The organism is Winogradskyella sp. HB-48 (genome assembly GCF_049942685.1).
Classification (GTDB): domain Bacteria; phylum Bacteroidota; class Bacteroidia; order Flavobacteriales; family Flavobacteriaceae; genus Winogradskyella.
Map to the genome: position 1 here is coordinate 1,441,338 of NZ_CP187934.1, position 25,966 is coordinate 1,467,303.

Consider the following 25,966-nt stretch of genomic DNA (forward strand, 5'->3'; position numbering starts at 1 on the left):
ATACTATACGTAACTTTACGTATTTTTTGAAAAATTTTAGAGATAATCAGAATTTTCTTTTGCCCAAATAAGTAGACTGTTCTGTTTGCTTTTCAATTTTAATTTCTTTATGATATTGCTTTTGTGCTTTTCTACAGTTCTTGTAGATACATGAAGTAAATCTGCAATTTCAACACCAGTTTTATTCTGTGCTATCAGCCCAACGATTTTAGTTTCGGTTTTTGTTAAAAGCTTTAGTTCTTCAGGAGCTTCATCAACTTCAATATAAGCTAGGAGTTCAGGACTAAAATAAGGTTTGTCCTTAATTACCGAAGCAATACAGTTTTCAATTTCATCTAGGGCAAACTCCTTTAATACGTAACCGTAAACTCCTAAAGATTTAGCTTCGTCATATATTTTCTCATCCTTTTCAAAAGTAATAAGGACAATTTTTGTTTTAAGATTAGCTTTTTTACACTTTTCAGCAATTTGTAAACCCGTAAAAAAAGGCATTTTAATGTCTAAAATAGCAATGTCTGGGACGTGAGCTTTTATTAAAGCCAAAGCTTCTTTACCATTTTTTGCACTGGCAAGAACATTATACGCTTTTTCGTGTAAAAAATCCTGAAGACCTTTTAGCACCAAAGGATGGTCATCTGCTATTATGATGGTTGGGCTCATTAAGCTATGAATCAACTAGGGAAGATAAATATAATAAGAATCTTTTGGTTAGGAAATATCTTTTAATTTTAAGTAAAGGTATTTCTTATCATAGTCAATGATAGCCTTCCCTTTTTTTAAAATGTCTGCACCAATAATACCATCTACAGGATCGGCATTATGATTAATTAGACCATTGTTTACGTGCGAAAGATTAAAAAGAATTAAGGCAACACGGTTTTTCTTCCATTTGCCAATTTTTAAGTTATTGGATTTAGAAATTTGAGTTAACATGTCAGACGCTCCTGCACCTACAGCTTTAATTTCAGAATCTTTAACACTAAGGTTAAATCGCTCTATAGCTTCAAAACCAACACAACTGCTGGAAGCACCGGTATCTAGAATAAAACGACCTTTAACTCCATTAATCGTGGCCTTAATTTCAAAATGATTGGTCTTGGTCAGTTTGAGTTTAATTTTTGAGTAGCCTTTGTCTAAAAGAAAATCCTTTAATGTTTCCATTTTCAAAATTTGTGTAAATATAATATACTAAACGTTTATTTTTGGCAGATGATTGTTACAGATACACATACACATTTATATAGCGAGGCTTTTGATGAAGATAGAACAGCTATGATAAGGCGAGCTATAGATGCCAATGTTTCGCGATTTTTTATTCCTGCTATAGACTCTACTTACACTAAAGCGATGCTTCAACTCGAAAAAGATTTTCCTGATAATATATTTTTAATGATGGGATTGCACCCTACACATGTAAAGGAAAATTTTAAAGTAGAGTTAGCACATGTTGAAGACATGCTATCTCAAAGAAAGTTTTATGCTGTAGGTGAAATAGGAATTGATTTATATTGGGACAAGTCAACATTAGATATACAAATTGAAGCCTTCAAACATCAAATTCACTTGGCCAAAAAATATAAATTGCCAATTGTAATACATTGCAGAGAGGCCTTCGATGAAATTTTTGAAGTTTTAGAACAAGAAAAATCAGATGATCTCTTTGGGATTTTTCACTGTTTTACTGGTACGCTAGAACAAGCACAACAAGCAATATCATATAATATGAAGTTAGGCATAGGAGGAGTAGTGACCTTTAAGAACGGAAAGATAAATCAATTTATAAATAAAATTCACTTAAAGCATATTGTTTTAGAAACCGATTCGCCTTATTTAGCACCAAAGCCATACCGTGGTAAGCGAAACGAAAGTCTATATATTATTAAGGTATTAGAAAAATTATCCGAACTTTACGGAATGAGTGCAGAAGAGATTGCTAAAATCACAACCGAAAATTCAAAACACGTATTTGGTATTTAGTATGCAAAAGCCCAATATTCTTTTAATATATACAGGCGGAACAATTGGTATGATAAAAGATGCCGATACAGGAGCGTTAAGGGCTTTTGATTTTGATAGCATCTTAACACGAATACCAGAAATTCGCCTTTTAGATTGCAGTATTGAAACTATTTCTTTTGATGAGCCTATAGATTCATCAAATATGAATCCCAAGTACTGGGCTGATATCGCTCAGATTATTGAAGTTAACTATAAAACTTTTGATGGTTTTGTTGTATTGCATGGTAGTGATACTATGAGCTACTCGGCATCTGCTTTAAGTTTTATGTTAGAAAACTTAGCAAAGCCCGTCATTTTTACGGGATCACAGCTGCCAATAGGCGATTTAAGGACTGACGCTAAAGAAAATTTAATAACCTCTATCCAAATGGCATCTTTGCAGGAAGATGGTATACCAGTAATTAGAGAAGTAGGACTTTATTTCGAATATAAATTATATAGGGGCAATAGAACCACTAAAATAAATGCGGAGCATTTTGAAGCTTTTGAATCTTTTAATTACCCAAATTTAGCAGAGTCGGGCGTGCATCTTAATATTAATAAGGAGTATCTGTGGAGAGGAATAAGCAAACAGAATCTTATAGTACGCACAAAAATGAATACAAATGTTGGTATTTTAAAATTGTTTCCTGGTATTTCAAAAGATTTAATTGAAACGATACTTAATAGTGGTAAATTAAAAGGATTAATACTTGAAACCTATGGTGCAGGTAATGCAACTACTGAATATTGGTTCGTAGAATTACTGAAAGAAGCAATATCTCGAGGACTACATATTATTAATGTATCGCAATGTGCAGGTGGTAGTGTTAACATGGGGCAGTATGAAACCAGTTCTAAATTAAAGTCAATAGGTGTCATTTCAGGCAAGGACATAACTACTGAAGCAGCCATTACTAAATTAATGTACCTTCTTGGAGAGAATGTAGCTCGCTCAGAATTCAAAAACGTATTCGAAACCTCTCTACGTGGCGAAATGACCTAAAATTAACTATACAAATTTTAGTGTTTGAAGTTTTTTTTGTTATTTGGCACACCGTAATTTTTTGATAAAATTTATAGAGAGGTGGCCGAGTGGTCGAAGGCGCACGCCTGGAAAGTGTGTATACTCCAAAAGGGTATCGAGGGTTCGAATCCCTTCCTCTCTGCATAGATTTTAGGTAATTGTTACATTATTTTTTTTATCTTTAACACTTTAACTAATAAAATTAAGATTAAGAACAATGAAAAGATTATTTTCTATTCTTGCCATAACATGTTTAATGGCTATCGGAACTGTTAATGCCAATGCAACTACATTAGCAACTACAACAGCAACACTAACAAGTATAACTCAAGATGCTGAGGGACCAGCAAGCGAAGATTTGAGTTTTCATCAAGAATTAAAAAAGCGTTTTATTGAAGGTGGCCCAGGCTTCATGGGGATTGTATTATTATGTTTAATTCTTGGTTTAGCCATCGCTATTGAGAGAATTATCTTTTTGAACCTTTCAACTACCAACACTAAAAAGTTAACTCAAAATGTAGAGGATGCTTTAGCATCTGGAGGTATTGAAGCTGCTAAGGAAGTTTGTAGAAACACAAAAGGACCAGTTGCTTCTATCTTTTACCAAGGTTTGGATAGAGCTGACGAAGACATTGATGCTGCTGAAAAAGCAGTAGTAGCTTATGGTGGTGTACAAATGGGTCAGTTAGAAAAGAACGTTTCTTGGATATCATTATTCATCGCATTAGCACCAATGCTTGGTTTCATGGGTACGGTAATCGGTATGATTCAGGCCTTTGACAAGATTGAAGCAGCAGGTGATATGCAACCATCATTAGTGGCTGGTGGTATTAAAGTAGCACTTTTAACAACAGTATTTGGTCTTATTGTGGCTATTATTCTTCAGATATTTTACAACTACATCATCGCTAAGATAGATAGCATTGTAAATGATATGGAAGATGCATCAATTACATTGATGGACTTATTAGTAAGACACAAAAAATAAAAGATCATATAAACTATGTTACATAAAATATTAAAAATAGTTGCCGCAATTTTGAGTTTAGCTGGGATTATTTCCCTAGTTAGAATCATTGCTGCTGGTGACGAAGCAATAAAAACAGGCGAAAAAGCCGGTCTTGTAGACCCTATGGCTTATATCGCATACATAATTTTGATTTTAGTTTTAGCATTTGTTGTAGTTTTTGTTTTGAAAAATCTATTTACAAATACTGCAGGACTAAAAAACACGTTAATAGGTGTAGGTGCTTTTGCTGCGGTTTTGATTATTTCTTACGTAGTGTCTGGTGGTGACGCTATGAAATATAAATTACAAGATGGGTTAGCAACTGACGGACAATCTCATATGGTAGGTGCAGGTTTAACAGCATTCTACATATTGATAATTGTTGCGGCATTAGCAATGATATTCTCAGGAGTTAAAAAAGTAATAAGTAAATAATAGGATATGGCAAAAAGAGCAGCACCAGAAGTTAATGCAGGTTCAATGGCTGATATTGCCTTTTTACTTCTTATTTTCTTCTTGGTAACTACTACTATAGAAAAAGATAAGGGACAATTACTTGGATTACCTCCAATTCAAGATCAAAATGTTGAACCTCCTATTATCAAACAGAAAAACTTGTTTACGGTACTTTTAAACCGAAGAAATCAGTTGTTGGTTGAAGATGAATTAATGGAAGTTAAGGATTTGAGACAAGCGGCTATTGATTTTATAGACAACGGTGGTAGCACTAATGCAGAAGGCGAATCTTGCGATTACTGTAAAGGTAAAAGAGACCCTTCTTCATCAGACCATCCTGATAAGGCGATAATTTCATATAAGTATGATAGGGAAACGTCGTATGAGAAGTATATTGAGGTACAGGACGAATTATTGGCGGCTTATGCTTTTTTAAGGGATAGAGAAGCTCAACGTCTTTACAACAGATCGTTTAAATCCATGCTAGAAGAGAAGGCAAAAAACCAGTTCAAAAAGGATGATAAACTGAACGATCAAATTAAAAAAATTCAGCAGATGTATCCTCAGATATTATCTGAAGCAGAACCAGACAAAAATTAAAAAGTAACAACTATGTCAAAGTTTAAAAAAGGAAAACAAGGAGATTTGCCAGCTATTTCTACGGCATCTTTACCAGATATTGTATTTATGTTACTTTTCTTCTTTATGGTAGCAACTGTGATGAGAGACAGTTCTCTTATGATAGAAAATAGATTGCCTGGTGCAGATCAGGTAGAGAAGCTTCAAAAAGATAGAACTGCTTTTATCTACGCAGGTAAACCTAGTAGTCAATTTAAACAATTGGGTACAGAACCTGTAATACAATTTAATGATAAAATTATTAAGGTAGAAGAAGTACAAGCAAGTGTTATTGCTGCACAGCAAGAATTAACCGAAGAATTACAGCCAAAATTTGTTGTAGGTTTTAAGGTAGATAAAGACACAAACTCTGGTTTAGTTTCTGATATTAAGCAAGAGCTTAGGAAAGCAAATACTCTAAAAGTAATGTATATTGCTAACCCTAAAGGCGAATAAAAATAGTCTTAATTTTTATATAAAACGTCCTGAGTAATCAGGGCGTTTTTTGTTTTATATCGCTTAAAGATTTTGTAGATTTATCTCTATGAAGAAAACCTTTTTAGTTGTCTTATTCATCGTAAGCCTTATTGGCTTTTCACAAAACAGAGATGATAAAGAAAAATCTGAATTGTATAAAAACTATCGAGAAGATCAGTTTTATATTTCAGTAACTTATAACTTGCTTAATGAAAAACCAAGCGATGTTAGTCAGAGTGGATTTTCTACAGGATTTCATTTTGGCTTCATAAGAGATATGCCTATCAATGAAAAGCGAACAGTTGCTTTAGGAATAGGTTTAGGGTTATCTACTAATTCCTACAATCAGAATATAGGAATTACAGAAACAAATAATCAGACCTTATTCAATATTATAGACGAAAGCCAAATCAACGTATCCAAAAATAAATTTACTACATACCTATTAGAAGTGCCTTTTGAATTTAGATGGAGAAAATCTAGTCCTACTAATTATAATTTTTTAAGGATTTATCCTGGTTTTAAATTAGGATACCTTTTTTATAATTCAACTAAGTTAAAAAGTGATGAGGGCAATGTGAAGCTTTCTAATATTGATAGTTTTAATAAATTACAGTATGGTTTTACATTGAGTGCTGGTTATAGCACATGGAATATTCACGCTTATTATGGTCTAAATGCCATTTTCGATGGATCAGCTAAAATAGATGGTGAAGTTGTAGATATAAAGTCTTTTAAGATTGGTCTAATGTTTTATATTTTATAACCAATATTTCATAAATAATAACTGCGGAAATAAACCAGTCATTAAACCGATTAAAAGCTCCTGATTGGTATGAGCCTTAAGGTGTAAGCGAGATGTCGCAATAGCACCAAGGATAATCATCATTAATGCTATAGAGCCGTTGATATTTATTTTGTAGTGAATGCCAATAGCTATAGCAAACATAAAAAATCCAGAGGCTGCAATCATATGTATACTTGCCTTAATCTTAAAAATAGCCATTATAAAGCAGGCAAGTGTAGAACATAAAATTCCTAAAAAGAAATAATACAACTCAACTATTTCATTTGGTGTTAAGACTCTAATTAAAATTAAGGTTACTATGACACAATTGATAAATAGCGGTATTAAACGTTCTCTTGTGCTTTTTAAGTAAATAGTATCAACCTTGTTTACGGTTTTTAACAAAAAGAATAATAGAATTGGGAGTATTATTGTGAGTATAACTATAGAGAAAATTTTAGCATTTTGTATAGGTTTAGGGATATAGCGAGGTGTTTTATGAAAATAAAACATAACACCAAGTAAAGGCATAATCAATGGGTGAAAAACAAATGATATGCTTTTTAGAAGAAAGTTTTTCATCTAAAGTTTTGATTATAGTTCTTTTCTCAATCTAGCAACAGGAATGTCCAATTGTTCCCTGTATTTTGCAACTGTTCGTCTAGCAATAGGATAACCCTTTTCTTTCAAGATTTTAGCAAGTGCTTCATCGGTTAAAGGTTTCTTTTTGTTTTCTTCTTCTATTACGGTTTCGAGAATCTTTTTTATTTCTCTTGTTGATACTTCTTCACCTTGATCATTGGTCATCGATTCAGAAAAGAATTCCTTTATTAATTTAGTGCCATAAGGTGTATCAACATATTTGCTGTTTGCTACACGCGATATTGTTGAGACATCCATATCAATTTCATCAGCAATATCTTTTAAAATCATTGGCCTTAACTTACGCTCATCACCTGTTAAGAAATACTCTTCTTGATAATGCATAATTGCACTCATAGTAACAAAAAGTGTTTGTTGACGTTGTCTTACGGCTTCTATGAACCATTTAGCAGCATCTAATTTTTGCTTTATAAACAGAACTGCGTCTTTTTGGGCTTTAGACTTTTCCTTGGTGTCTTTATACCCTTTTAGCATATTACTATATTCTCTAGAGACATGAAGCTCAGGCGCATTTCTTCCGTTTAAGGTTAACTCCAGTTCACCATCAACAATTTTAATAGCAAAATCAGGAACGATATGCTCAACAATTTTGTTGTTACCAGCATAAGAACCACCAGGTTTAGGATTGAGGCGTTCTATTTCCTGAATAGCATCTTTAAGCTGTTCTTCGTTAATATTGAACTTTTGCATCAGTTTTATGTAGTGCTTCTTTGTAAACTGTTCAAAAGCTTTGTCAATGATATCACATGCAAGTTCTATGTCTGGGTTTTGCTCTTTTCTGTGTAGTTGAATACTTAAACATTCCTGTAAATTACGAGCACCAACACCAGCAGGATCTAATTGTTGTACAATTTTAAGAACCTTTTCAACCTCTTCTTCTGTAGAATAAACATTTTGAGTAAAGGCTAAATCGTCAGTAATGTCAGATAAAGAGCGTCTTATATAACCACTTTCATCAACACTACCTACCAAAAAATAAGCAATCTCTTCTTCTTGCTCTGATAGTCTAAAGGTATTAAGCTGGTTGATTAAATGTTGCGTAAACGATGTTCCAGCAGCATATGGTACGCTTTTTTCTTCATCATCTGAGCTGTAGTTGTTGGTTTGGGTGCGATAATCAGGTATTTCGTCATCACTCAAATACTCATCTACATTAATATCATCTGCATCAATGCTATCGTTGTCATTATAATCATCTACAGAGTTGTCAAACTCGTCAAAATTATCATCGGAAGGCTCATCTTTTCCAGTATCTAAGGCGGGATTTTCCTCAAGCTCTTGTTTTAAACGTTGTTCAAAAGCTTGGGTAGGAAGCTGTATCAACTTCATAAGTTGAATTTGCTGTGGAGACAGCTTCTGCGATAATTTGAATTGTAAATACTGTTTTAGGGACATGAAAATTCTATTGCTTATAAAAATAGTAAAAAACCCTTGAGGTTTATAAATACCACAAAGGTTTAATTAGAATTTAAAACTCAGCGTTCTGAGGTGTTCTTGGATAAGGAATTACGTCTCTAATATTGCCCATTCCTGTTGTAAACATAACAAGTCTTTCAAATCCAAGACCAAAACCAGAGTGTACAGCTGTACCATATTTTCTAAGATCTAAGTACCACCATAATTCTTCTTCTGGTATGTCTAAGGCTTTCATTTTTTCTTTTAAAACCTCTAAGCGCTCTTCTCGTTGTGAGCCACCAACCATTTCACCAATGCCAGGAAAAAGAATATCCATAGCTCTTACGGTTTTCCCATCTTCATTTAAGCGCATATAAAATGCTTTGATATTAGCAGGATAATCAAATAAAATAACAGGACACTTAAAGTGCTTTTCAACTAAATAGCGTTCGTGCTCAGATTGTAAATCTGCTCCCCATTCTTCAATTAGATATTTGAATTTCTTCTTTTTGTTTGGTTTGCAGTTTCTAAGAATATCTATAGCCTCAGTATAGCTAACACGTTTAAAGTTATTATCTACCACAAACTTAATTTTATCTATTAAGTTCATTGGGCTGCGCTCTGCTTCTGGTAGAGATTTCTCGGCGTCTTGTAAGCGTTTATCCAAGAATTCTAAATCTTCTTTATTATTTTCTAAAGCATATCCCAAAACAGATTTTAAGAAATCTTCTGCCAAATCCATATTGCCAGCTAAATCCATAAAAGCCACTTCTGGCTCAATCATCCAGAATTCAGCAAGATGGCGTGATGTATTTGAATTTTCAGCTCTAAATGTTGGGCCAAATGTATACACTTTTCCTAAAGACATAGCGTAAGTTTCGGCTTCTAATTGACCAGAAACTGTGAGATTAGTTTCTTTGCCAAAAAAGTCCTCTTTGTAGTTAACAGTGCCATCCTCGTTTAGTGGAGGATTCTTGGCATCTAAAGTGCTTACTCTAAACATTTCACCAGCACCTTCGGCATCACTTCCTGTAATAATCGGTGTATGCATGTTGTAGAAGCCATTTTCTGTAAAGTATTTATGTATGGCAAAAGAAAGTGACGAACGTAAACGCATCACAGCACTAAATGTATTTGTCCTTGTGCGCAAGTGGGCGTTTTCACGTAAAAATTCAAAAGTGTGTTTTTTAGGTTGAATAGGATAGGTTTCAGGATCTGAATCTCCTAAAATTTCCAATTCCTTTACCTGTATCTCTACAGACTGCCCTTTACCTTGGCTTTCTACCAACTCACCAGCAACATGAATAGCAGCACCTGTGGTGATGCGCTTAAGCAAGGCTTCATCAAAATTTTCAAAATCTACAACACACTGTATATTATTTATCGTAGAACCGTCATTTAATGCTATAAATCGATTGGCTCTAAACGTTCTTACCCATCCTTTTACGGTAACATCTTGCAAAGTGTTATCTTTTGATAATAATTGTGCTACAGTTTTTGTTGTCATTTTTATTTATTTTGAAAATGCAAAGATAAATCTTCTAATCGTATTTTAAAGCGTCTTCTTCATCGTCGTCTTCAGAAGGGATAATATCTATCGAAGGCTCTTTGAGGACTTCCTTATTAGCAATGTTGCGCTCTAATGATAGTAACAGCGATGGTAACAATAGTAAGTTAGAAAGCATGGCAAACAACAAAGTGATTGAAACCAATGCTCCTAAGGCTACAGTGCCACCAAAACTAGAGATTGTAAACACAGAGAATCCGAAGAATAATACTATAGAGGTGTAGAACATACTTACACCAGTCTCTCGTAATGCTGCGTAAACTGATTTTCTAATTTTCCAGTGGTTGGCTTGTAATTCTTGTCGGTATTTGGCTAAAAAGTGGATGGTGTCATCTACCGAAATACCAAAAGCTATACTGAATACTAATATAGTTGATGGTTTAATAGGTACGCCCAAGTAACCCATTAAACCAGCTGTGACTAACAATGGTAATAGGTTTGGGATAAGCGATACAATAATCATTCTAAATGAGCGGAACAAATACGCCATAAACAATGAAATTAAGAATATGGCTAACGATAAAGAGATAACTAGATTTCTCACTAAATAATTTGTTCCTTTCTGAAAAACAAGTGCTTTACCTGTCATGGTAACTTCGTATTGCTCTTTCGGAAAAACTTTCTCTATTTTATTTTGAAGGTTTTCCTGTATGCGTTCCATTTTATCCGTACCAATATCCTTCATAAAAGTGGTGATGCGTGCATATTGGCCTGTACTATCCACAAAGTTTTTCAGTAAATCTACATCTGAAGACGAATTTTTAGCATAAGAAAGGATAAAGCTATTTTCTTGACTTGTTGGTAATTGATAATATTTAGGATTTCCGTTAAAGTAAGCTTGTTTACTGTATTTTACCAAGCTTACTACAGAAATAGGTTTAGATAACTCTGGCGTTTCTTCAATGAGCTCCTCTAATTCGTTAATGCGTTTTAGGGTAGATAGCTTCATAACACCTTTTTTACGCTTGGTATCTACCATAATTTCAAGAGGCATTATGCCATTAAATTCCTCTTCAAAGAACCTGATATCGTTAAAAAACTGTTTGTCTTTAGGCATGTCCTCAATCAAACTACCAGATATTTTCATTTGATTTATACCAATCATACTGGCTATAATAAGGACAAATGCTGTTGCATATATGGTAATCCTTTTATGCTTCACCATTCGTTCCATCCAATCCACAAAGCCACCAATCCAACGCTTATTTAGATGCTCTAAATGCCGATCCTTAGGATAAGGTAAAAATGTGTAGATTATTGGTATAATGAGTAAGCAAAGTATAAATATTGCTAGGATACTTAGCGATGCAACAATACCAAATTCTTTAAGTAATTTACTCTCGGTTAAAATAAATGTAGCAAAACCAGATGCTGTTGTCACATTGGTCATCAATGTAGCATTTCCAACCTTAGTGATAACGCGTTGTAAGGATTTTACCTTGTTACCATGAGACCTAACTTCATGCTGATATTTATTAATTAAGAAGATACAATTTGGTATGCCAATGACAATGATTAGTGGTGGAATTAAAGCTGTAAGCACTGTGATTTCATAGCCTAACAACCCTAAAATGCCAAAAGTCCACATAACACCTATGCAAACTACAATAAGCGAAATAAATGTGGCTCTAAAAGACCTGAAGAATAAAAAGAAAATTAACGAAGTTACAAACAGTGCAGCACCAATAAATATTGGAATTTCGTCAACGATATTTTGAGAGTTAAGCGTTCTGATATAAGGCATTCCAGATACTCTTACATCGAGCTTTGAAGTGTCTTCAAAATCTTTGATACGTTTTTCAAGAATATTAATAATGAAGTCTTTCCTAACAGATGTATTAACGATATCCTTCTTTAAATATATTGCAGTACGAAGTGTCTTTGTTTCTGCATTAAATAGAAAGTTATCATAAAATGGGTATTTCTTAAAAAGGTCTTCCTGAAGTTTATTAATTTCCCCAATGCTAGTTATAGAATCTTTAATAAAAGTTTCTAAATCAAATTTTTGTTTTTCAGTATTCTTAACAAGCTTTTGTAAGTCTTTGATAGATATAACTGTTTCAACTTCGTCATATGACTTAAAAGACTCTGCAAGTTTGTTCCATGCGTTAAACTGTTTAACCGTAAATACACTAGAATCTTTTACTCCTAAAACAATGAGATTACCTTCTTCTCCAAAGATTTCTAAAAAATCATTGTAGGTAAGGTTTACCTCATGATCATCTGGTAACATATTGGCTTCGGTATTAGTAAAGCGCATATGTTTCCACTGCATACTAAAGAACACAGTAGCTAATATAATAGCAATGAGAATGAAGATTTTATTACGAAGAATAATCCTCGCAACACCTTCCCAAAATCCTGTGGTCAATAGTTTAAACATGTATAATTTTCTACGTCTATAAGGTGCAAATAATACCTTAATTTGAAACGAGCCGCAAAGGTAGAAAAAACCTAAGGATTAGCTAAGGAATTAACACTAATATAATAGTAGAAGTATTCATATAATAAAGCTATAAATCTTTCACTTTTTTTGAGTATATATAACTTCAGTAAAATTTGAAAACTAGGTCGCTGGATTTGGAATAGCCGCATGTACTTCGTTAATGGCTTTTAGTATATCATCAGACAAATTAATGTTGATGCTATCGATATTTTCTTCAAGTTGTTCTAAACTTGTTGCACCAATAATATTACTTGTTACAAACGGTCTTTGGTTAACAAAAGCTAAAGCCATTTGTGCTAAAGACATACCGTTATCTTCGGCAATTTTTAAATAACGCTTAGTAGCTTCGGTAGCCTGATCGCTACTATATCTAGAAAATCTTGGGAACAGCTTTAGCCTTGCATTATCTGCAGCAGTACCTTTTACGTATTTACCAGATAATACACCAAATGCCATTGGTGAATATGCTAATAATCCTATGTTTTCTCTGTGTGCGATTTCTGCCAAATCACCTTCAAAAGGTCTACACAATAATGAATATGCATTCTGAATGGTAATCATTCTTGGCAAGTTATTGTATTTGGCTTCTTCTAAATAGCGCATGGTGCCCCAAGCTTTTTCATTAGATAAGCCTACTTGTCTTATTTTTCCGGATTTAACAATTTCATCTAATGCGTGAAGAATCTCATTAAAATTATCTTTCCAGCCATCCTTTGGGTTGTGTGTATAATCTCTAACACCGAAGGTATTAGTGTTACGTTCTGGCCAATGCAGTTGGTATAAGTCTATATAATCAGTTTGTAAACGTTTAAGACTATTGTTTACAGCTTCATTTAATGCTTCTTTACTAAAACCTGTGGTTCTAATATGAGCAGTATAATCGCCTGGGCCAGCAATTTTTGTAGCCAAAACAACGTTGTCTCTATTGCCTGTTTTTGCAAACCAGTTACCAATAATGCGTTCGGTTTCAGCATAAGTTTCAGCTGTTGCAGGTACAGGATATAATTCGGCTACATCAAAAAAGTTAACACCTTTGTCTAAGGCCATATCCATTTGGGCAAACCCTTCGTCTTGAGTGTTTTGATTTCCCCAAGTCATGGTGCCTAGACATATTTTACTGACTTTTATATCGGTATGGGGTAATGTTGTATATTTCATAAAATATTAAATTTTGTCGTTCTGAACTTGTTTCGGAGTCCTATAGCGTCATGCATTAGCACAATGTAAAAAGCAAAAATAAGAAGACCTTTCATGTTGTTAAAACACAAAAGGTCTAAATGTATGTTAAGTTTATGTTTTAAAGGAACACTTCTTTCAAATAAATACCGACTAGATGTCATTCAGTAATTTTGAAATCTCATCAAGCTTAGGTGTTAAAATCACTTCAATTCTTCGGTTCTTTGCTCTACCTTGAGAAGTTTCATTAGATGCTATTGGCGCATATTCACCGCGACCAGCCGCTGTTAAATTCTCTGGATTTATAGCGTTGTTTTCTCTCAGTATGTTAACAATTGCCGTAGCACGTTTTGTAGATAAATCCCAATTGCCACTTAGCTGCGCATTGCCTTTGTATGGTACATTATCGGTATGACCTTCAATTAAAATTGCAATATCAGGATTTTCAGCCAACACGCTTCCTAGTTGCTTTACAGCCTGCTTGCCTTGCTCTCCAACATACCAACTACCAGACTCAAAGAGTAATTTGTTTTCCATAGATACATATACTTTTCCATCGCGTTGTTCTACCGTCAGTCCTTTTCCTTCAAAATTTGTTAAGGCCTTAGAAATCGCGTCTTTTAGCGCTCGCATATTGGCGTCTTTTGCAGCGATTACACTTTCTAATTCAGCAACACGTTGTGATCTACTTTCTAACTCTTTTTTCAAATTTTCTAAACGCTTATTTTCGGCTGCTAGGGCAAGTTCCTTAGCTTCTAACTGCGCTAAAAGCTCTCTGTTCTTTTGGGAGTTTTTTGCAATTTCGGCAGAACTATTTTTTTCAAGTGCATCATAAGAGGCCTTTAAATTATCAAGATTAGTCTTTGTAGCTGCATAATCTGATCGTAATTGATCTCTTTCTTTTACTGCATCATCATAAGCTGCTTGCAAACTATTTAAGTCATTAGTTAATTTGTTCTTGTCTGACGAAAGTACTTCTAGTTCATCTGTTAATGCTCTGTTCTCCTTTTTGAGGTTGGCGTATTTGTCTTCGAGGTCTGTGTATATTTTTTTAGATACACAAGAGGTCATCGTCAATAGTAAAAGTACTATTAATGAAATTTTTTTGATCATATTTAAATTTGAATTAAGCATGTTTATAAATCTAATTCTAATAAAATTGGGCAATGGTCACTATGTACTGCTTCAGTGAGTATAACGCTTCGTTTTATTTTTTCTTGTAAAGGTTCACTTACCATGGCATAGTCTAAGCGCCAACCCTTGTTGTTTGCCCTGGCATTGGCCCTGTAGCTCCACCATGAGAATTCTTGCTTTTCAGGGTGTAAGTGCCTAAAACTGTCAATGAAACCGCTGTCTATGAAATTACCCAGCCATTCACGTTCTTCAGGTAAATACCCTGAGACACCTTTCATTTTTGGATTGTGGATATCGATTGGTTCGTGACAAATATTGTAATCGCCACAGACAACGAGATTAGGTATTTCCTTTTGTAGATTATTCAAATAGTCATGGATTAAATCCATGTATTCAAATTTATGCGATAATCGAGCATCGTTAGTTCCAGAAGGTAAGTACATACTCATTATGGATGCCTTATCGTAATCTACTCTCAAATTTCTGCCTTCTTGGTCCATAGATTCAATTCCAGTTCCAAATTCTACATGGTTTGGTACTTTTTTACACAGAATACCAACACCACTATACCCTTTTTTTTGGGCACTAAACCAATAATTATATTCGTAACCAGCTTCTTTAAAAAGGTCTAGGTCAAGTTGGTCTTCCGTTGCCTTTATTTCTTGTAAACAGATCACATCTGGACTAGTGGCTTTCAACCATTCTATAAAACCTTTATTTATGGCAGCTCTTATGCCGTTTACGTTATATGAGGCTATTTTCATTTTTTACTTTAAATTTCTAATTGGTAACAATTTTTTCGGTATTCCGCTAAAATAAATAATAGAGTACTTTTACACTATTATTTTACGTCTATTTTAACGATAAAATATTTGCGATTTTACGAAGTTATATCATAAGATGAAGCGCTTTCTTTTCTTTCTATTTCTTGTGGTTTCTTTTGGGATTTATGCCCAAGAGAATCCGACTAATTATAAGAAAAAACGTCTTGCAGTTACAGATTCAATTATCATTGATTCTGTGAGTATAAATCCTTCAAAATTTGTTGTAAAAACGAAACAAGGAATTGCCCTTGATTCAACACTTTACAATATTGATTTTTCTAAGTCCATATTAAATTTTAAACAACCCGTTGAATTAGATTCTATCGATGTTGAATATTTACGCTACCCAGATTTTATAACCAAAGTATATAAGCAATTAGACGATGATGTTATTGTAGACCGTTCAGTTTATGGTATTGAAACTTTATACAAGTTAGAAAATACCTCTAACAGAAATCTTTTTACTCCTTTTGATGGTTTGACCACATCTGGTAGTATTTCTAGAGGTGTAACGATTGGCAATAACCAGAATTCGGTATTGAACAGTGAGCTTGATTTACAAATTTCGGGTAAGTTGAGCGATAAAGTATCCTTAAGAGCATCGATACAAGATGCAAATATTCCATTGCAAGAAGGTGGATATTCGCAGCGGTTAGATGAATTTGACCAAGTATTTATAGAGTTGTTTAGTGATAGCTGGAATATTAGAGCTGGAGATATAGATTTGGTAAATACCAAAAGTTATTATGCCAACTTTTCTAAGCGTGTACAAGGCTTGTTGGTTAATGCAAATCTAAGTGAAAAAACCTCAGTTTTTGCCTCAGGAGCTTTGGTTAGAGGGCAATTTACAACGACACAATTCACAGCTCAAGAAGGTAATCAAGGACCTTACAAATTGCGAGGACCCAATAACGAATTGTTTGTGCTTATCGTTTCTGGTAGTGAAACGGTTTATGTGAACGGTGTGCCTCTAGAACGTGGAGAAAACCATGATTATATTATAGATTATAATGCGGGTGAAATTATTTTCAACTCAACCTATCCGATTACTTCCGAAATGCGAATTACGGTAGATTATCAGTTTAGTGAACGAAACTATTCACGATTTACAGTGTTTGGAGGTGGTACGTTTGAAACCGAAAAGTTGCAATTAAGTGTGTCTTTATATTCTGAAAGTGATGCTAAAAATCAACCACTACAGCAAAATCTATCAACAGAGCAGACCCAAATCTTGGCTGACGCAGGTGATGATAAAGACTTGATGGTTGCACCATCGGCAACTGAAGAATCCTTTTCAGAAAATAGAATTCTATATCGAAAAGAAATTCTCAATGGTGAAGAAATTTTTGTCTTTTCACAAAATCCCGAAGACCAGTTGTTTAGTGTTCGGTTTACATTAGTTGGTACTAATCAAGGAAATTATGTGTTGAGTAACGATACTGCGGTGACCAATATTTTTGAATATGTAGCACCAATTGGAGGTATTCCGCAAGGGAACTATGAACCAATTACGCAACTTGTAGCGCCAGAACGGCTGCAAATAGCTGTGCTCAATGGTCGTTACCAACCAACTCAAAAAACAGATATATTTTTTGAGTTGGCAGGAAGTAAAAATGATATCAATCTATTTTCAAGTTTAGATGACGATGATAATGATGGTTTTGCAGGAAAGCTAAGAGTGGATCAAAAACTGGTCCAACACGATAGTCTTTGGAATTTGTCTGCTTTGATAGATGCCGATTTTATTCAAGAGAATTTTAGAACCATTCAGCGTTTGTACAGAGCCGAATTTAATCGTGATTGGAACCTTGAAGATAATAGAGATGACCAAGGAAATTTCATTTTAGGTAATCAACTATTATTAACCTCTGGGTTACAATTATCGCATTCTAAAAAAGGATTGGCATCCTATAATTTTGAATATTTAGATTACGCCAACAATTTTAACGGAAGCCGACATAATCTTATGGCAGATATGCGATTGGGTAACTTTAGAGTTTTTACCAATTCTAGTTTTCTTAATAGTGAAAGTACGATAAATCGATCTACCTTTTTAAGGTCTTTTAATCGTGTGGTTTATAAAAAGGGTAATAAATGGGTTGGAGCTAAGTTTGCAGTAGAAGATAACGAACAAACCGTTATAGCTTCAGATTCCTTAACGCCTTTAAGCCAGCGATTTTCTGCTTATGAAGCTTTTGTTGGTATAGGTGATAGTACTAAAGTATTCGCTGAGGTAGGTTACATAAAACGTTATAATGATAGTTTGCGAAATAATAGTTTAGAGCGTGTTAATACTTCTAATACTTACTATTTAAAATCACGATTAATACAAAATACTAATACCAGCCTACAACTTTTTGTAAATTTTAGAGACCTAAAGGCAGAAGATGAAACCTCAGAAGATGAACAAAGTTTAAACAGCAGATTGAGCTATAACCAAAAATTGTTTAATAATCTTATACTTTGGAATACCAGTTTTGAAACCAATTCTGGTACGTTACCACAACAAGATTTTACTTATGTAGAAGTTGAAGCAGGGCAAGGGGCCTACACTTGGATTGACTATAATGAAAATGGAATACAGGAACTCAACGAGTTTGAAATTGCACAATTTGCAGATCAAGGCAGTTATATAAGAGTACTGCTACCAAACCAAGTTTTTGTGCGGACGCATCAAAACCGATTGAGTCAAACACTGACCGTGAATCCAATACAATGGAGTGCATCCGAAAATAAAACCAAAAAGTTCTTTTCACATTTTTATAACCAAACGTCTTATTTAATTGATAGGAAGATAAGAAGAGAGGGAAATAATTTTAATTTGAACCCTTTTGAAGCCGATGAAGATAACCAATTAGCTCTAAATAATAGTGTTAGAAATGTGTTGTTTTACAATAGAGGGAAACAACGTTATACGACATCGTATACGTTTTTAACAAACACAAGTAGAAGTTTGTTGTCAATAGGATTTCAGGAAAATAAATTGACCAAACATCAATTAAACTTCAACCACAAGTTTGCAACCAATTGGCTCGTTAATGCACTCTCAAGCTTTGGGACTGAGGAAAGCTTAAGTGAAAACTTTGCCAATAGAAATTTTAACATCAACGAGGAGCGTTTTCAACCCAAGTTATCTTATTTGTTTAGTGAAAACGCGCAGTTTGATGTCTTTTATCAATATACCTCAAAAGAAAATACTATTGGTGATTTAGAGTCTTTATCACAAAACAATTATGGTTTTTCATTCACTTATAATAAAGCAGCGAAAATTGCATTGACAGGTGAATTTAATGTGTTTCAAAATACTTATGAGGGTAATCCCAACACGCCAGTGGCTTATCAGATGTTAGAAGGTTTACAACCAGGCAAAAACTTTACCTGGAGTTTGTTAGCGCAAAAGAAACTTACCAGGTTTTTAGATTTAAACCTTAATTATTTTGGTCGAAAGACTGAAACAGCAAAAACCATCCATACAGGAACAATTCAGTTGAAGGCATATTTTTAGAGTACAAACAAAATTATTACGCAACCTATGTGTAAGTTTTGCATCTATGTGTTATAATTGTTGTAAGAATAAGTTCATAATCAATTAAACAATCAATAAAAATGAAAAAATTACTTTTAGCGGTATTATTACTTTGTGCTACATTTACATTTAATGCTCAAGAGCAAAATACAACAGACAATTCTTTTTATGCCAAACATGAAGTGAAGCTAAATGCTCTTGTGCTTGTCTTAGGTGCTTTTGATGTAGGCTATGAGTATTTGTTAGATGATGAGTCTGGATTAGGTATTAGTGTTTTTTTACCATATGATAAGGAATTAAAGGATGAGATACAGTATTATATTTCTCCTTATTATCGCTATTATTTTGGGAAAAAACATGCAGCTGGTTTTTTTCTCGAAGGATTTGGAATGCTTAATCGCGCTGATCGGAATATTGATTTTTTGTTTGAAGACGATGAAGATAATTGGGTAACAGATTTTGCTTTAGGTATTGGCTTAGGAGGAAAATGGGTAACCAAAAAAGGGCTTATAGGTGAAATAAATTTCGGAATTGGTAGAAACTTGTTTGAATCTGAGGGTACAGATTATGATTTTGTAGGCAAGTTCGGTATAACTGTAGGTTATCGTTTTTAATCTCAATAAATAATAATCATAAAAACAAGAAACCTAAGCAATTTGCTTAGGTTTCTTGTTTTTTTATAATTAGAAGAATTCTAATTCATTTTCATCAACCACTCTTTAACATCAACTTCTTTTTTAATAAGGTCACGTAAATCTTCAACCTTAACACGTTTTTGCTCCATAGTATCTCTATAACGTATGGTTACTGTGTTGTCTTCTAAACTTTCGCCATCAACAGTGATACAGAACGGTGTGCCAGCAGCATCTTGTCTACGGTAACGTCTTCCTACAGCATCTTTTTCATCGTAAACCACATTAAAATCCCATTTAAGGTCATCTACAATATCTCTTGCCATTTTGGTTAAAGCGTCATCTTTTCTCACCAAAGGTAAAACAGCAGCTTTAGTCGGTGCTAAAACCGCAGGTAGTTTTAAGACATCGCGAGTAGAACCATCTTCCAATACTTCTTCAACAAGTGAGTTGGAGAATACTGCTAAAAACATACGATCTAAACCGATAGATGTTTCTAAAACATAAGGTACATAACTTGTGTTGTCTTCTGGATCAAAGTATTGTAACTTTTTGCCAGAATATTCCTCGTGTTGTTTTAAATCGAAATCCGTACGTGAGTGAATGCCTTCTAACTCTTTAAAACCAAATGGGAAATTAAACTCTATATCTGTTGCTGCATCTGCATAATGTGCTAATTTTTCATGATCATGAAAACGGTAATTATCGTCGCCCATTCCTAAGGATTTATGCCATTTTAAACGGGTTTCTTTCCAATAGTCAAACCATTCCTTTTGAGCACCTGGTTTGATAAAAAATTGCATTTCCATTTGCTCAAACTCGCGCATTCTAAAGATGAACTGTCTGGCAACAATTTCATTTCTAAACGCTTTACCCGTTTGTGCAATTCCGAAAGGAATTTTTAGTCGTCCCGTTTTTTGAACATTAAGGAAATTTACAAAAATACCTTGTGCTGTTTCTGGCCTTAGGTATAAATCCATTGCAGTATCTGCGGAAGCACCTAATTTAGTGCCAAACATTAGGTTAAACTGCTTAACGTCTGTCCAATTACGACTTCCTGTTAATGGATCGGCAATTTCTAATTCTTCAATTAAAGCCTTAACATCTGCTAAATCTTCTTTTTCTAAAGATTGTCCTAAACGTTTTAGAATAGAGTCTATCTTTTCCTGGTATCCAAGAACGCGACCATTGGTTGAGACAAACTCTTCTTTATTAAAGGTATCACCAAAACGTTTTTCGGCTTTTTGAATTTCTTTATTAATCTTGGCTTCAATTTTAGCGCAATGTTCTTCTATTAAAACATCTGCTCTGTAACGTTTTTTAGAGTCCTTGTTGTCTATTAATGGATCGTTAAACGCATCAACGTGCCCAGAAGCTTTCCAAGTAGTTGGGTGCATAAATATTGCAGCATCTATACCTACAATATTATCGTGCATTTGTACCATGGCTTTCCACCAATAGTCTCTAATATTTTTTTTTAATTCAGCACCATTTTGTGCATAGTCGTAAACAGCACTTAAACCATCATAGATTTCGCTGCTTTGAAATACGTAACCATACTCCTTTGCGTGAGAGATTACCTTTTTGAATTTGTCGTCATTTGCCATGGCACAAAAATAAAAAACCGCTCAAATTAATTGAGCGGTTTTTAAAAAATTATATCGTTGGTTTACTTTAATTCTATGCTTGTACTACCGAGTTTTCTGTTTTCATGAAAAACATTGATAAAATAAGTTCCTTTTTTTAGTGGTCTGTCTTCTTTATAAGTGGCTACAGTAGTACAGATGTTCAAATTCTTATTGTCAAAATTTACTACATCCTTTTTACTGTAAATCAAAGAAGTGTCATTAAAAAACACCTCTCCCTTGTCTGCAATAATATTGTTGTCAGGGCTTACAATCTGAATGTAAATATCTTTCTTACCTTTTTCAGTTAATGGATTTTCAGTTAGTGATATACAGACATCCATTGCATTAACACGTCTAGCTCTCAGTGTGGCTTTCTTTTTAGAATTATCTATTTTAAAAGCTTCAACATTGACACTATTAGCTCTTAAAATAGCAGCATTATCTATAGTTTCATTTAGAGAATCGTTGGTTACTTTAAGAGCATTGATAGTTATATTGTTGCTCTTAATAGTATTCATAGCGTAGCGTTTCTCTTTCTGCAACTTTATATTTGCAGAATTTAGAGAATCTACTGTAGTAAGTAAGACCTTGCTCTTAGTTTTTAAAACGGAAAGCTGATCTTTAAACTTTGTGATTATTGATAAGTCACTTTTTAATAATCTTAAAGAATCTAAAACAATTTTAGTTTCTAGTTTTGCTTCTTGGAGCTGCGAAGACATAAGATCATAATCTTGGCTTAGTTCGTCATAACTTACTAAAATTTCTGATAGTTCTTTTTCTATCAAAACTTTTTCTTGTTTTAGGAATTCTTCGTAGGATTTAATGGATTTGTAATTAGTAAAACTATATACACCTAAAACAGTTAAAACAACTAATAAAGAACTTATAATTAATCTGTAGTTAAATAATTGAGGGTTAACTATCATCATTAATTTCTTAGTTAATGCGAAATTAGAGTATATTGAGGTGCGTTTTTATTTTATTCGATTAAGTGGTAAAAAATTTGTTGAACTTATTCTTCCCTGAAGTCTGTGAAGCATGTAGTAATGTTTTGGTAGATAATGAATTAGTCATTTGTACGAAATGTCGACACGATTTGCCTATTACAAATTTTCATTTTGAAAATGTGGACACTGTTAAAAAGGTAGTTTATGGACGTGTAAAGCTAGAACAGGCAACTGCACTCCTGCACTTTTCAAAGAAAGGAGTTGTGCAACAACTGCTTCATAATCTGAAGTATAGAAAACATCAGGATATAAGTGGCTTCTTTGGTAGGTGGCTTGGGGAAGAGTTAAAAACTATTGATGCTTATAAAAAGATTGATGTTGTAATACCAGTACCGCTTTATAGAACCAAGTTGCGACAACGAGGCTATAATCAAACAGAGCAGTTTGGGAAAGCAATAGCGAAAGCACTTAATGCAGAATATAATGACACTATTCTCATAAAAATAAAGGCTACAAAAACCAAAGTATTTGAAAGCAGACTGTCCAGATGGAATGATGGTGCTGTTTTTGGTATTGCAGATAATTCATCATTAAAAGGAAAGCATATTTTACTAGTTGATGATATTATAACTACAGGCGCAACCATTGAGGCTTGTGCCACAGAATTATTGAAAATTGATAATATTAAGTTAAGTCTTGCTACTATGGCAATTGCCGATTGATTTTTTCGTTTCTATAGTTTAAAAATTGTTTCTTTGTGCAAAATTATTCTTAGTAGATGTGTTCATATTTTTTACGAATTCTAGGCATTCTATCTATGGCATTAGTAATTGTTAGCTGTGCCAATCGTGGGTCACCCTCAGGAGGTGAGGAGGATGTGGATCCGCCAGTAATAATTAGTGAAAAGCCTAAAAACTTATCAACAAACTTTAAAGGAAACGAAATTATCATAACCTTTGACGAGTATGTAAAGATTAAAGATTTAAGAAAGCAACTCATTATCTCACCTCCAATGGATACCAACCCTGAGATATATCCAATGGGAGGCGCAAGTAAATATATTTCTATAAAAATAAAAGATACATTACAACCTAATACAACGTACACCTTCAATTTTGGGGAAAGCATTGTAGACAATAATGAGGAAAATCCTTATCCATATTATCGTTATGTATTTTCAACAGGTGAGACAATAGACTCACTTTCAGTAAGGGGTTACGTTGAAGATGCGCTTTTAAAAAAACCAGAAACCTTTATCTCAGTTATGCTGTATGAGGTTGATTCTACCTATTCAGATTCTCTGGTTTATAAACAAAAACCAAGATATATTACCAATACTTTAGATAGTGTAACCACATTTAGTATAGATAATATAAAAGCGGGCGTTTATAAGCTTATCGCCTTAAAAGATAAAAACGGTAATTACACTTTTGATCAAAAAAATGATAAGATCGGGTTTTATGAAGATTTTATAACAGTACCTACTGATGAAAACTATAAACTAACTCTTTTTAAAGAAGAGGTAAATTTTAAAGCTGTAAAGCCAAAACAAGAAGGAGAAACCAGAATCATGTTCCCTTACGAAGGAAGTTACGAAAATATGCATATTAAAGTTTTAGGTGAAACGCCTGAGGGCTATACCACAAGAATAACCAAAGATACCAAAACCGATACACTTTATTATTGGTATAAACCAAAGTTTGAAATTGATACGACCTTCTTTGTGGTTTCTAACGAAAAGTATGTGGATACTTTCAAGCATCGTTTTAGAAATCTTGATGCTGATTCTTTAGAAATTAAAGCTATCACAAGTGGAACACTAGATACAGAAACTGATTTTACCTTAGAAGGTTCTGTGCCTTTTGTAAGTGTTGATTCGACTAAGATTAAAGTAATTGATAATGATTCTTTAAAAGTAGATTATAAAGTAAAATATGACTCTATATATAACCGCTATAAATTTCCAATTAATAAAGAGGAAGGTAAGCAATACAAAATAAGAGTGCTTCCTTATGCTTTTACAGATTTTTATGAAGGTACCAACAAAGACACTTTAAACTATTCTTTTAGAACTAAGATGAAATCTGAATATGGTAATATTAGGGTAAATCTCATAAATGCTAAATTCCCACTGATTGTTCAATTAGTAAATAATAGAGGTGAAGTAGAATATGAGCGTTATACTACAGAATCTCCAGTTGTAGATTTTACAGATTTAGTACCGAAGCTTTATGATTTAAGAGTTATTTACGACACCAATGGTAATGGTAAATATGATACTGGCAACTACTTATTAGGAATACAACCAGAGCGTGTGAGCTATATGCCTTCTTCTCAACTTGATGAGGTCAGGGCAAGTTTCGATTTTATTTATGAGTTTACACTTTTAGACTAAAAGTATCCCTATCTTTTAGGAAGCCAAGTTTTTCTCGGTATTTAATTATATGTGCTTTTTCTAAGGTTACGATTTCAGTAGTTTCCTCGTTTTCAGGCATGCTGTCTATACGGTTTCCTAAAACATCATAAGCGCCAGAATGGCCAGAGTATTCGTAGTCATTACCATCTAAGCCAATACGGTTAACACCTATAGAATAAGCCATATTTTCAATAGCTCTAGCTTTTAAGAGTGTATCCCAAGCAGCAATGCGAAGTTTTGGCCAATTAGCTACGTAGATTAGTATATCGTAATCTTCGGTATTTCTTGCCCAAACAGGGAAACGTAAGTCGTAACAAATGAGTGGACAAATTTTCCATCCTTTATAATCGATTATAGTTCTTTCATTACCAGCAGTATATACTTTATGCTCACCTGCTAAGGTAAACGTATGTCGTTTATCGTAAGGTGTAATTTTCCCAGTAGGTTCAATAAAAACCAATCGGTTATAATAATTCCCGTTTTCAGAAATTACCAAACTACCTGCTATTGCAGAATTTTTAGATTTTGAAAGTGCTTTTAACCAAGTAATGGTTTCATCATCCATAGTTTCAGCAACGGCAGAAGCATTCATGGTAAAGCCTGAGCTAAACATTTCTGGCAAAACAATAATGTCAGCACCATTGATGGCGTTGACCTTTTGTTCTAGGTTTTTACGATTTGCTTCAGGGTTTTCCCAAACCAAATCCGTTTGTATAAGTGCAACAGTTAGGGTATTGCTCATAATTACAGTTTGCGTTTTGCTTTTTCTACTTTTTCAGAAAGTTTTTCGATTTTCTCAAGCCACTTCGTCTCATCAACAGGTGATAATTTACCTTTTTTCTTTAGCTTTTCGTATTTCTTTTGGGCTTTTTTAAAATCGTTTTGCGCATTTTCATAACTTTTCTGAAGCTTTTCTTTTTTCTTTAAAGCCTTTTCTGCTTTCTTTTGTGCTTTTTCGGCTTTTTTTTGAGCCTTTTCTGCTTTTTTGGCTTCTTTTTCTAATTTTTCGGCAGCTTTTTGTGCTTTTTCATCTACCTTTAGTTTTTCATTTATAGTTGCCGCTTGCTTTAAGATAGCTTCTTTTTCCTCTAAACTTAGAGTCTCTGTAACCTCATTTCCGTCTAAAAAGATTTTTTCTTTTTTTACCTCATAAGTTTTTCCATCTTTTTCAACAGTTTGGGCAAATGATGTTAGTGAAAACGCTAATAATAAAAGTATGATGTAATATTTCATTTTTAAT

General features: G+C 33.7%; 24 protein-coding genes and 1 tRNA gene. 12 read left to right on the forward strand and 13 right to left on the reverse strand.

The genetic code is table 11. The features are described 5' to 3' along the window. Positions 1–36: 36 nt before the first annotated feature. Together ACPX19_RS06360 and ACPX19_RS06365 are read right to left on the reverse strand one after the other, a co-directional pair. Positions 37–660, reverse strand: a complete 624-nt coding sequence (locus ACPX19_RS06360) for a DNA-binding response regulator (protein ID WP_426432180.1) — start codon at positions 658–660, stop codon at positions 37–39. Positions 661–708: 48 nt separating this feature from the next. Next, positions 709–1,161: a retropepsin-like aspartic protease family protein gene (locus ACPX19_RS06365; protein ID WP_426432181.1), complete on the reverse strand. Its 453-nt coding sequence runs from the start codon at positions 1,159–1,161 to the stop codon at positions 709–711. A gap of 48 nt (positions 1,162–1,209) precedes the next feature. On the opposite strand from ACPX19_RS06365, the gene ACPX19_RS06370 reads away from it, so the two are divergent. The 8 genes from ACPX19_RS06370 to ACPX19_RS06405 all read left to right on the forward strand — a co-directional run bounded on the left by ACPX19_RS06370 (position 1,210) and on the right by ACPX19_RS06405 (position 6,351). Beyond that, positions 1,210–1,977 (forward strand): TatD family hydrolase, encoded by a 768-nt coding sequence (locus ACPX19_RS06370; RefSeq protein WP_426432182.1) that lies wholly within the window; start codon positions 1,210–1,212, stop codon positions 1,975–1,977. A gap of 1 nt (position 1,978) precedes the next feature. Next, positions 1,979–3,004 carry an asparaginase gene (locus tag ACPX19_RS06375; protein ID WP_426432184.1) on the forward strand — a complete coding sequence of 342 codons (1,026 nt, stop codon included), beginning with the start codon at positions 1,979–1,981 and terminating at the stop codon, positions 3,002–3,004. Between the two features lie 75 nt (positions 3,005–3,079). Next, positions 3,080–3,167, forward strand: a tRNA-Ser gene (locus ACPX19_RS06380). Positions 3,168–3,242: 75 nt separating this feature from the next. Then, positions 3,243–4,013: a MotA/TolQ/ExbB proton channel family protein gene (locus ACPX19_RS06385; RefSeq protein ID WP_426432185.1), complete on the forward strand. Its 771-nt coding sequence runs from the start codon at positions 3,243–3,245 to the stop codon at positions 4,011–4,013. A gap of 15 nt (positions 4,014–4,028) precedes the next feature. Then, entirely contained in the window at positions 4,029–4,469 is a 441-nt protein-coding gene (locus ACPX19_RS06390; protein ID WP_426432187.1) for a hypothetical protein, read from the forward strand. Between the two features lie 6 nt (positions 4,470–4,475). Then, positions 4,476–5,090 carry an ExbD/TolR family protein gene (locus tag ACPX19_RS06395; RefSeq protein ID WP_426432189.1) on the forward strand — a complete coding sequence of 205 codons (615 nt, stop codon included), beginning with the start codon at positions 4,476–4,478 and terminating at the stop codon, positions 5,088–5,090. A 12-nt stretch (positions 5,091–5,102) separates the two neighbouring features. Then, the gene (locus tag ACPX19_RS06400; protein WP_426432191.1) at positions 5,103–5,564 is read left to right on the forward strand and encodes an ExbD/TolR family protein; all 462 of its coding nucleotides are present in this window, start codon (positions 5,103–5,105) and stop codon (positions 5,562–5,564) included. Between the two features lie 88 nt (positions 5,565–5,652). Further along, positions 5,653–6,351: a porin family protein gene (locus ACPX19_RS06405; RefSeq protein WP_426432193.1), complete on the forward strand. Its 699-nt coding sequence runs from the start codon at positions 5,653–5,655 to the stop codon at positions 6,349–6,351. Here the strand turns inward: ACPX19_RS06405 and ACPX19_RS06410 are convergent. From ACPX19_RS06410 to ACPX19_RS06440, 7 genes are all read right to left on the reverse strand, one after another. After that, positions 6,346–6,954, reverse strand: coding sequence for a hypothetical protein (locus ACPX19_RS06410; protein ID WP_426432195.1), 609 nt, complete (start codon positions 6,952–6,954; stop codon positions 6,346–6,348). The two genes, ACPX19_RS06405 and ACPX19_RS06410, sit on opposite strands and share 6 nt — an antisense overlap. 12 nt (positions 6,955–6,966) lie before the next feature. Further along, positions 6,967–8,430, reverse strand: a complete 1,464-nt coding sequence (gene rpoN / locus ACPX19_RS06415; RefSeq protein ID WP_426432197.1) for an RNA polymerase factor sigma-54 — start codon at positions 8,428–8,430, stop codon at positions 6,967–6,969. Positions 8,431–8,503: 73 nt separating this feature from the next. Beyond that, entirely contained in the window at positions 8,504–9,937 is a 1,434-nt protein-coding gene (gene asnS / locus ACPX19_RS06420; RefSeq protein WP_426432200.1) for an asparagine--tRNA ligase, read from the reverse strand. A 34-nt stretch (positions 9,938–9,971) separates the two neighbouring features. Beyond that, entirely contained in the window at positions 9,972–12,380 is a 2,409-nt protein-coding gene (locus ACPX19_RS06425; RefSeq protein ID WP_426432202.1) for an efflux RND transporter permease subunit, read from the reverse strand. 183 nt (positions 12,381–12,563) lie between these two features. Beyond that, positions 12,564–13,601, reverse strand: a complete 1,038-nt coding sequence (locus tag ACPX19_RS06430) for an aldo/keto reductase (RefSeq protein ID WP_426432204.1) — start codon at positions 13,599–13,601, stop codon at positions 12,564–12,566. A gap of 171 nt (positions 13,602–13,772) precedes the next feature. Continuing rightward, the gene (locus tag ACPX19_RS06435; protein ID WP_426432205.1) at positions 13,773–14,732 is read right to left on the reverse strand and encodes an OmpA family protein; all 960 of its coding nucleotides are present in this window, start codon (positions 14,730–14,732) and stop codon (positions 13,773–13,775) included. A gap of 23 nt (positions 14,733–14,755) precedes the next feature. Then, positions 14,756–15,517: an exodeoxyribonuclease III gene (locus tag ACPX19_RS06440; RefSeq protein WP_426432206.1), complete on the reverse strand. Its 762-nt coding sequence runs from the start codon at positions 15,515–15,517 to the stop codon at positions 14,756–14,758. A 136-nt stretch (positions 15,518–15,653) separates the two neighbouring features. On the opposite strand from ACPX19_RS06440, the gene ACPX19_RS06445 reads away from it, so the two are divergent. Further along, positions 15,654–19,082 (forward strand): hypothetical protein, encoded by a 3,429-nt coding sequence (locus ACPX19_RS06445; protein WP_426432207.1) that lies wholly within the window; start codon positions 15,654–15,656, stop codon positions 19,080–19,082. Positions 19,083–19,183: 101 nt separating this feature from the next. Then, positions 19,184–19,717 carry a DUF3575 domain-containing protein gene (locus tag ACPX19_RS06450; RefSeq protein ID WP_426432208.1) on the forward strand — a complete coding sequence of 178 codons (534 nt, stop codon included), beginning with the start codon at positions 19,184–19,186 and terminating at the stop codon, positions 19,715–19,717. Between the two features lie 80 nt (positions 19,718–19,797). Here ACPX19_RS06450 and ACPX19_RS06455 read toward each other — a convergent pair whose 3' ends face one another. Together ACPX19_RS06455 and ACPX19_RS06460 are read right to left on the reverse strand one after the other, a co-directional pair. After that, on the reverse strand, positions 19,798–21,342 hold the full coding sequence (locus ACPX19_RS06455; protein WP_426432209.1) for a glycine--tRNA ligase: 1,545 nt from the start codon (positions 21,340–21,342) through the stop codon (positions 19,798–19,800). 62 nt (positions 21,343–21,404) lie between these two features. After that, positions 21,405–22,292 carry a hypothetical protein gene (locus tag ACPX19_RS06460; protein ID WP_426432210.1) on the reverse strand — a complete coding sequence of 296 codons (888 nt, stop codon included), beginning with the start codon at positions 22,290–22,292 and terminating at the stop codon, positions 21,405–21,407. A 77-nt stretch (positions 22,293–22,369) separates the two neighbouring features. Here ACPX19_RS06460 and ACPX19_RS06465 point away from each other — a divergent pair, with 77 nt between their 5' ends. Both ACPX19_RS06465 and ACPX19_RS06470 read left to right on the forward strand, forming a co-directional pair. After that, positions 22,370–23,032 (forward strand): ComF family protein, encoded by a 663-nt coding sequence (locus ACPX19_RS06465; RefSeq protein WP_426432211.1) that lies wholly within the window; start codon positions 22,370–22,372, stop codon positions 23,030–23,032. 95 nt (positions 23,033–23,127) lie between these two features. Then, entirely contained in the window at positions 23,128–24,705 is a 1,578-nt protein-coding gene (locus tag ACPX19_RS06470) for an Ig-like domain-containing protein (protein ID WP_426432212.1), read from the forward strand. On the opposite strand, the gene ACPX19_RS06475 is transcribed toward ACPX19_RS06470, so the two are convergent. Together ACPX19_RS06475 and ACPX19_RS06480 are read right to left on the reverse strand one after the other, a co-directional pair. Continuing rightward, a complete protein-coding gene (locus ACPX19_RS06475) occupies positions 24,689–25,468 on the reverse strand; it encodes an amidohydrolase (RefSeq protein ID WP_426432213.1) in 780 nt (259 codons plus the stop codon). The genes ACPX19_RS06470 and ACPX19_RS06475 overlap by 17 nt on opposite strands. 2 nt (positions 25,469–25,470) lie before the next feature. After that, positions 25,471–25,959 (reverse strand): hypothetical protein, encoded by a 489-nt coding sequence (locus tag ACPX19_RS06480; protein WP_426432214.1) that lies wholly within the window; start codon positions 25,957–25,959, stop codon positions 25,471–25,473. Positions 25,960–25,966: the final 7 nt, after the last annotated feature.

What these genes read in the sequence shown, in the direction of transcription:
- ACPX19_RS06450 (WP_426432208.1), top strand. Translation starts at nt 19,184, where the DNA reads ATGAAAAAATTACTTTTAGCGGTATTATTACTTTGTGCTACATTTACA.
- ACPX19_RS06460 (WP_426432210.1), bottom strand. Translation starts at nt 22,292, where the DNA reads ATGATGATAGTTAACCCTCAATTATTTAACTACAGATTAATTATAAGT.
- ACPX19_RS06470 (WP_426432212.1), top strand. Translation starts at nt 23,128, where the DNA reads ATGGCATTAGTAATTGTTAGCTGTGCCAATCGTGGGTCACCCTCAGGA.
- ACPX19_RS06360 (WP_426432180.1), bottom strand. Translation starts at nt 660, where the DNA reads ATGAGCCCAACCATCATAATAGCAGATGACCATCCTTTGGTGCTAAAA.
- ACPX19_RS06375 (WP_426432184.1), top strand. Translation starts at nt 1,979, where the DNA reads ATGCAAAAGCCCAATATTCTTTTAATATATACAGGCGGAACAATTGGT.
- ACPX19_RS06435 (WP_426432205.1), bottom strand. Translation starts at nt 14,732, where the DNA reads ATGATCAAAAAAATTTCATTAATAGTACTTTTACTATTGACGATGACC.
- ACPX19_RS06390 (WP_426432187.1), top strand. Translation starts at nt 4,029, where the DNA reads ATGTTACATAAAATATTAAAAATAGTTGCCGCAATTTTGAGTTTAGCT.
- asnS (WP_426432200.1), bottom strand. Translation starts at nt 9,937, where the DNA reads ATGACAACAAAAACTGTAGCACAATTATTATCAAAAGATAACACTTTG.
- ACPX19_RS06410 (WP_426432195.1), bottom strand. Translation starts at nt 6,954, where the DNA reads ATGAAAAACTTTCTTCTAAAAAGCATATCATTTGTTTTTCACCCATTG.
- ACPX19_RS06365 (WP_426432181.1), bottom strand. Translation starts at nt 1,161, where the DNA reads ATGGAAACATTAAAGGATTTTCTTTTAGACAAAGGCTACTCAAAAATT.
- ACPX19_RS06385 (WP_426432185.1), top strand. Translation starts at nt 3,243, where the DNA reads ATGAAAAGATTATTTTCTATTCTTGCCATAACATGTTTAATGGCTATC.
- ACPX19_RS06480 (WP_426432214.1), bottom strand. Translation starts at nt 25,959, where the DNA reads ATGAAATATTACATCATACTTTTATTATTAGCGTTTTCACTAACATCA.
- ACPX19_RS06395 (WP_426432189.1), top strand. Translation starts at nt 4,476, where the DNA reads ATGGCAAAAAGAGCAGCACCAGAAGTTAATGCAGGTTCAATGGCTGAT.
- rpoN (WP_426432197.1), bottom strand. Translation starts at nt 8,430, where the DNA reads ATGTCCCTAAAACAGTATTTACAATTCAAATTATCGCAGAAGCTGTCT.
- ACPX19_RS06455 (WP_426432209.1), bottom strand. Translation starts at nt 21,342, where the DNA reads ATGGCAAATGACGACAAATTCAAAAAGGTAATCTCTCACGCAAAGGAG.
- ACPX19_RS06430 (WP_426432204.1), bottom strand. Translation starts at nt 13,601, where the DNA reads ATGAAATATACAACATTACCCCATACCGATATAAAAGTCAGTAAAATA.
- ACPX19_RS06370 (WP_426432182.1), top strand. Translation starts at nt 1,210, where the DNA reads ATGATTGTTACAGATACACATACACATTTATATAGCGAGGCTTTTGAT.
- ACPX19_RS06440 (WP_426432206.1), bottom strand. Translation starts at nt 15,517, where the DNA reads ATGAAAATAGCCTCATATAACGTAAACGGCATAAGAGCTGCCATAAAT.
- ACPX19_RS06475 (WP_426432213.1), bottom strand. Translation starts at nt 25,468, where the DNA reads ATGAGCAATACCCTAACTGTTGCACTTATACAAACGGATTTGGTTTGG.
- ACPX19_RS06405 (WP_426432193.1), top strand. Translation starts at nt 5,653, where the DNA reads ATGAAGAAAACCTTTTTAGTTGTCTTATTCATCGTAAGCCTTATTGGC.
- ACPX19_RS06445 (WP_426432207.1), top strand. Translation starts at nt 15,654, where the DNA reads ATGAAGCGCTTTCTTTTCTTTCTATTTCTTGTGGTTTCTTTTGGGATT.
- ACPX19_RS06425 (WP_426432202.1), bottom strand. Translation starts at nt 12,380, where the DNA reads ATGTTTAAACTATTGACCACAGGATTTTGGGAAGGTGTTGCGAGGATT.
- ACPX19_RS06400 (WP_426432191.1), top strand. Translation starts at nt 5,103, where the DNA reads ATGTCAAAGTTTAAAAAAGGAAAACAAGGAGATTTGCCAGCTATTTCT.